The sequence below is a fragment of the Thermoleptolyngbya sp. C42_A2020_037 genome (assembly GCF_015272455.1).
GTDB lineage: Bacteria > Cyanobacteriota > Cyanobacteriia > Elainellales > Elainellaceae > Thermoleptolyngbya.
Genome location: NZ_JACYLP010000002.1, coordinates 84,398 through 90,494, shown reverse-complemented (window position 1 = coordinate 90,494; position 6,097 = coordinate 84,398). Strand labels below are relative to the sequence as shown.

Annotated in this window: 7 protein-coding genes and 1 pseudogene; 6 read left to right on the top strand and 2 right to left on the bottom strand. The window is 54.7% G+C overall.

Going from position 1 to position 6,097, the window contains the following annotated elements; translation table 11 throughout:
• A pseudogene (locus tag IGS16_RS00465) lies at positions 1 to 192 on the bottom strand (hypothetical protein); the annotation flags it as partial.
• A gap of 506 nt (positions 193 to 698) precedes the next feature.
• Between IGS16_RS00465 and IGS16_RS22240 the strand changes: the two are divergent.
• The 5 genes from IGS16_RS22240 to IGS16_RS00445 all read left to right on the top strand — a co-directional run bounded on the left by IGS16_RS22240 (position 699) and on the right by IGS16_RS00445 (position 4,294).
• The gene (locus IGS16_RS22240) at positions 699 to 917 is read left to right on the top strand and encodes a DUF86 domain-containing protein (RefSeq protein ID WP_367185685.1); all 219 of its coding nucleotides are present in this window, start codon (positions 699 to 701) and stop codon (positions 915 to 917) included.
• Positions 918 to 1,068: 151 nt separating this feature from the next.
• Positions 1,069 to 1,410, top strand: coding sequence for a hypothetical protein (locus IGS16_RS00460; protein WP_068510420.1), 342 nt, complete (start codon positions 1,069 to 1,071; stop codon positions 1,408 to 1,410).
• A 94-nt stretch (positions 1,411 to 1,504) separates the two neighbouring features.
• On the top strand, positions 1,505 to 1,939 hold the full coding sequence (locus IGS16_RS00455; protein ID WP_297082360.1) for a hypothetical protein: 435 nt from the start codon (positions 1,505 to 1,507) through the stop codon (positions 1,937 to 1,939).
• Positions 1,940 to 2,149: 210 nt separating this feature from the next.
• Positions 2,150 to 3,025, top strand: coding sequence for a glutamate--tRNA ligase family protein (locus IGS16_RS00450; RefSeq protein WP_297082359.1), 876 nt, complete (start codon positions 2,150 to 2,152; stop codon positions 3,023 to 3,025).
• 228 nt (positions 3,026 to 3,253) lie between these two features.
• Positions 3,254 to 4,294, top strand: coding sequence for a hypothetical protein (locus IGS16_RS00445; protein ID WP_297082357.1), 1,041 nt, complete (start codon positions 3,254 to 3,256; stop codon positions 4,292 to 4,294).
• Between the two features lie 45 nt (positions 4,295 to 4,339).
• Here IGS16_RS00445 and IGS16_RS00440 read toward each other — a convergent pair whose 3' ends face one another.
• Positions 4,340 to 5,149 carry a serine/threonine-protein kinase gene (locus IGS16_RS00440; protein ID WP_297082356.1) on the bottom strand — a complete coding sequence of 270 codons (810 nt, stop codon included), beginning with the start codon at positions 5,147 to 5,149 and terminating at the stop codon, positions 4,340 to 4,342.
• Between the two features lie 175 nt (positions 5,150 to 5,324).
• On the opposite strand from IGS16_RS00440, the gene IGS16_RS00435 reads away from it, so the two are divergent.
• Positions 5,325 to 6,080, top strand: a complete 756-nt coding sequence (locus IGS16_RS00435) for a phycocyanobilin:ferredoxin oxidoreductase (protein ID WP_297082354.1) — start codon at positions 5,325 to 5,327, stop codon at positions 6,078 to 6,080.
• Positions 6,081 to 6,097: the final 17 nt, after the last annotated feature.

The window sequence follows — 6,097 nt, the reverse complement described above, 5'->3', positions numbered from 1 at the left end:
GATGCGCGTCTTTTCCAGCCTAGTTTTTCTACCAAGAAGGTGACACGCACCCCTCCTCATGCTCGTTAAGCTCTGGTCTAAAACGAAGGTTAACCAGATTTCAAAGAACAAGCGAGAGTTCAAAATAGGGTAGTTGTGGGGGCACAACTGCTTGAGTATCGATTTGACAAGTGCAGGAAATGACAGTAGCATCTTACGTATTGTTTTTGTTTGTTGGGGGCTAGAATACTACATTCTGCCCCCATTTTTTGTATGTTGAGCTATCTTTCAACACCTCTGCATACAAATCTACATGGTATTGATTGCCTACTTGATTCTTCAATTGATAGAAATTCCAGCGTTTTATGGTCATCAGTTACTCGATAAGTTGCGCTATTTGCAACTTGAATTGAGTCGCCGCTGTTCAATCGTCCATTGGAGCCACGATCTGCTGCCTGAGACACTCGTAGGAGCTTCATAGGGTCAAATGTAAAGTTTTATGTCTCAATTCAACACTTCTGGGTCAGCGCTATTCGCCGAGTTCAGGAATTTACTGCAAGCCTAACCTACAGCATTTTCTTGCGGGGTGAGGCACACGCTGCCCTCACAAGGCAAGGGCTTATTGACCATCCGTGTGCCTCACTAGCTTCAAAAATGCTGTATGAGGCTTATTTGGATAATATTCTTGTCCAAAGCGCGGTAGAAAGACAGCTTGAAATATACAGCTTGAAATATTAGGAGAAGCCGCCCGCAGACTATCGAAAGAATTTCGACAAGCCCATCCCGAAATTGGCTGGCGCAGAGTTATTGGATTACGCAATATCCTGATTCACCGTTATGACGAAATCCGCCAAGAAACCATTTGGCAAACAGCTATCTCAGAGATGGAACCGCTACGCACTCAACTAGAAACGTTGTTATCCTCATGGCCTGATTAAATCTTTCATGAAGTTCTGAGTAGGGGACTGTCCGCGCGTTGTCAGTGACCGATCGGGGTATGCCATATTGGACGTGTCAGATCAGGATGCTGAATCTGGATATCCTGAGTCTTTAACGGCTTTACCCCAGAATTTTCTGAATCTAAGTCTCATGCTGCGTGGCAAATTATTCCTGACCTGTGCTGTGGTGATGTTTGCGAGTACGCCTGCGATCGCCTGCGACGAGTCTGCCTTTGCTCAAATTCCATTTTGTGAAATTGCCGAGCGCGAATCTGACCCTGCGGTGATTGCCCGCTCCTGTCCCTTTGTCTATTTTTCTATGGGTGAAAATGAGCAGCCCAGCGGTTTTTTCCTGCACCTGTCTCAGGACAATGCCGAGCTAGAGCAGCGATTGCAGATGGAGTGCGGCGGCTATGCTGGCAGAATTATGGAAACGGTCGCTTTTTTCGAGCAATATCCAGACATGCGAGTTTATTTAGGAAGATCGAATTAGGGCGATCGCCCATCCTTTTCCTGCCATCTCTACAAAACTGTTCTGACTATTCAGAATCCATACGTGAGGTGAAATCTGAATGAACCGCCTTCAAATGAACCGCCTTCAAAAGATTGCCATCGGTTGCGGAACGCTTGCTTTGGGGGGTGTACTGCTGCTGGGATGGATGATGGGAGCAGCCCCGTGGCGATCGCCCCGCAACCTGACGGAACGCATGATTGGCGTTCCCCTACCCCACGGCGTTACGCCAGAGGTGAATTTTAGCGGGCTGCTCGGCCCCATTCCGACAGACGTTGAATATATTGCCCACGTCAATTTTGTGATGCCTGCGGACAACCTGGAAGCCTTTGTAAACACGCTGGGCTGTCCTGTTCCAAGTGCAGAGAATCAGTACGAATGCATCTTGGACTTTCCACAAGGTCTAGGCGGAACACCACCCAAGAGCGGCACAGCAGAGTCTCGGTTGTTCCAGTTCCGGCTTCAGGAGAATGGAACGGTTCGAGTGCAGATGCGCCTACTGGCAACATGAGGCTGAGTCTGTAGAATTCATCAGAATTCATCGCGAGAATTTATAGCGAAAATTCATCGTGAGAATTCACTGCGGACATTGCGCCTTCGGGTTTACCATTTCCCTTTAGGACTTACGCAGTTGGAGGATTTTTCGGGGGCTGCGCCCGCGAAAAATCCTCCAACACCTGGAGATCTTATTGCAAGTGCATAAGTCCTGCCCTTGTTGGAAGTGGATGATTCATTTGCGGTCTTGCCATTGACCCATGCCTATCGCGGGCGACTCGCGCCCACCCCTACCGGGCACCTGCACCTGGGTCATGCCAAAACCTTTTGGACGGCGCAGCAGCGGGCTGTGCAGCATGGCGGCGTGCTGGTTTTGCGAATCGAAGACCTCGATCGCGATCGCTGCAAACCCGAATATTCTGACGATTTGCTGGAAGATTTGGTCTGGTTTGGCTTTTGCTGGCAAGAAGGGCCCGACGTAGGCGGCCCATTTCAGCCCTACAGGCAGCGCGATCGCCAGTCGTTCTACCACCAAACCTGGCAGCAGTTGAACCATCTCGGCGCGATTTATCCCAGTCCCCACTCTCGCAAAGATGTGGCCAATGCGCTCCGTGCGCCCCATGAGGGCGATCGCGAAGTGATCTTTCCCGTCGAATTGCGTCCTGCAACGTGGGAAGCGGCGACGGAACCCGGCGAGATGAACTGGCGCTTTCGCGTGCCCGATGGCAAGGCGATCGCCTTTATAGACGAACATCTAGGCCCACAGCGTTTCATTGCAGGGCAGGACTTTGGCGACTTCATGGTGTGGCGGCGAGACGGGCTGCCCAGCTATGACCTGGCCGTCGTGACCGACGACCACACAATGGCGATTTCCGAAGTGGTGCGCGGCGAAGACCTGCTGCTTTCCGCCGCCAAGCAGATTTTGCTCTATCGCACACTGGGCTGGGAAATTCCGGCGTTCTATCACTGTCCCTTAGTGCGCGATGCGGCAGGCAAGCGACTGGCAAAACGCGACGGGGCCCGTAGCCTGCGATCGCTCCAGCAACAGGGCATTACCCCAGAACACATTCGAGAATCGTGGGAACTGTTCCCGGAGTCTTGAACTCAAAGCCAGACCTCTCAGCAATGGGGAAAGTTCCGGCTCTGACCAGCGAAACGGTAATCCTTCACTGATTAATCCTTCTCTGACAAGGCGTACTTCCTGTACGGTAAACATGAGAAGCAGGCTATGATCGGCAATTGAGCGGAACTCTAGCTCATCCGGGTGCATCAATAGACCTGCCCGTATTCCTTCTTGAGTCCAACCGTCCCGTTCAAGGAGCTATGCCCCATGCCCCGGTTTTCGCTGAAGCGGGCGATCGCCCTCTGGCTCGTTCTATCGGCGGCGCTGGTCGCGCTGCTGATTAGCGAATCGCCCACGCTGGCCCACACGCCCTTTGCCAGCATCGAGATTCAGCCCAGCGCCGGCCGGCCGATCCATCTGCCCAACCGCATTTTTGACTGCACCCAAGGTGCGGCCCAGTGGCAGTGCAGCGCTGCTCTGGCCGAACAGCCGCTCGACCTGACCTGGCGTTATAGCCCAGCATTTCCTACTGAACTGGGGGACTGCGGCGCAAGCTATGCAGGGCGAATCGTCTCTTGCCACGGAGCGGGAATGGACTATGTACGCGGGTTGCAATATCGCTATGCCTTGCAGGGCGATCTGGGGCTGGGTGCGGCGCAGCTAGACGGGCTGCGGTGGCAATATTGGGGTATTAACCTGCTGATGTCCCTGCGGGAGTTGGGGCTGATTGGGCTGGGGTTGGGGCTGTCGCTGGTGGGTGGGGTACTGGTGGCGCTAGGGGCGTGGCGCAGTCCGGGGCGCTGGGCCAAGGGCATTGCCAGTTTTGCCTGCGGCATGGGGATGGCGCTGCTGGTGGCTAACTATTTTGGGCGAGTTTTGCTGGAAACGCTGAGGGGGTTCGGCATTTCCGACGATCAGTGGCAATGGCTGACCCCTGGGCTGGCGATCGCCGCTGGCATCGGCACCTGGATCAGCACAGCGGCATTGCTCTATTTCCCCTTTGGCCCGGTGATGCGGCTGATCGTGAGTCTGCTAGCGGGGGTGTCCCTGTTTAGCCTGCTGGCGCAGTCCGTAGGCATTGGCTACTTGCTAAGTTTTCTGGGACTTCCGATTGACAATAACCTGGCGTGGAGCCATCTACCGATTTTTATCGCCAGCGGGGCGGCGTGGCTGGCTGCATTCTGGCTCTATCGCAAGCGACCTATCAACACCCGCCGTTTTCTGAGCTTTACAGGCGGCATGGGGGTCTTTTCAATTGGGTCGCTGCTGGCGCTAATGTGCTTGCTATGGCTGGGCTATGTGGATTAGGAGTAGAGGTTCATCCTCAATCCAAAATCCAAAATCCCCTCTCCTTTAGCCAGCGGGCAGGGCCGCCAGGGCAGCATCGGCGGTGCGAAATCGCTGGGTCACGTCTGGATCGGTCATTTGCTTCAGCCAGGTGGCAAAGTCGGAGCTGCACTGGAGGCATTGATCCAGATCGATGCGAAATCCTCGGTGGGGCAGATTCATCGGTTCTATTCCGGTTAAACCTGCAACCAGCGTCATACCAAGGCTGTAGAGATCGGAGGCGGTCATGGCGCGGCGACCAATTTGCTCTGGCGCGATGTAGCCTTCGGTGCCCACAATGCTAAAGGTCGTTCCGTCGGCGGGCGTGAGGGATTTTACCGAGCCAAAATCGACCAAACTGACCTGAGTGGCGATCGCCCCTTCATCGTCCGACAGCAGCACATTGCTGGGCTTGATGTCCCGATGCACAATAGGCGGCTGCTGTGCGTGCAGATATTGCAAAATTTCCAGTGCCTTCCGCGCAACCTGTTTGGCTTCGGCTTCGCTGAGGGTGCGCTTGGCTTTGAGGTATTTATCGAGCGAGGTTCCTGGCAAGTAACTCTGGATCAGCGCCAGGGCCTTACCGCCGCGAGGCAGGTCGATTTCAAAGTAGCCCAGGTAGCGCGGCGTGGCAGGGTGGGCCAGCACTTGCAGTGCATCGGCCTCGCGGGTAAACAGCTTGAGGTCGTCGGGGCCAAGGTTTTCGTCGATAAAGACGACCTTGAGGATGACGGGTTCCTGGGTCATTAGATCGCGGGCTAGCAGCGTCCAGCGGCCAGACTTTTTGCCGAGTTGCTGTTCCACTTCGTAGCGATCGCCGAGTATCTGACCTGACATAATACAAAGGTTGAGGGTTATGAATGTTCGTCTAGCGCACTGCCTGCACTAGACGTGCTGCCTATCGTCGTAGCACCACTACACAGTTTGCTCTGCCGGAATCGTAAAGCAACAGCCTAACTTCAAGCCTATCGCTAGAGCTGCCTCTCGACACCCGTACTCACGATTTAGCACCATGTCTTTTTCCGTTTCGTCGCCCGCTCCCCAGTCCGACTCAATCCGTCATCAGCAGCATCCCTTGATTCATGCCCTGGCGGATCGAATCGAGGCTATATGGCAAACCCATCTGGATTTGTCGCCCTATCACCTGCCCGAAGACCTAGGCTACGTAGAAGGACGACTGGAGGGCGAACGCCTAGTGATTGAAAATCACTGCTACCAAACACCGCAGTTTCGCAAGCTGCATTTAGAACTGGCAAAGCTGGGCACTGGGCTGGATATCCTGCACTGTGTTATGTTTCCCCGGCCGGACTATGATTTGCCCATGTTCGGGGCAGATCTGGTGGGCGGGCGCGGCCAGGTAAGCATGGCGATCGCCGATTTGTCGCCCGTGCGGGGCGATCGCAGCCTGCCCAGCAGCTACATGGGCGAGCTAGAATCCCTGCCGCCGCTCCAGTTTTCGCAGACGCGCAGTTTCCCCACCTGGGGCACGATTTTTTCCAGCTATTGCCTGTTTATCCGCCCAGAATCGGAGGATGAACAGCAGCAGTTTCTCGATCGCGTCGAAGCGTACCTGAAGATTCACTGTGAACGGGCGATCGCCACTCCCGCCACCCCCGAAAAACAAGCAGAAATTCTGGCGGGACAGCAGCATTACTGCACCCAGCAGCAGCAAAACGACAAAACCCGCCGCGTCCTAGAAAAGGCCTTTGGCGAAGACTGGGCAGAGCGCTACATCACCACAGTACTGTTCGACCTGCCCGCAAGCTAGTCACTCAACAGTAGCTC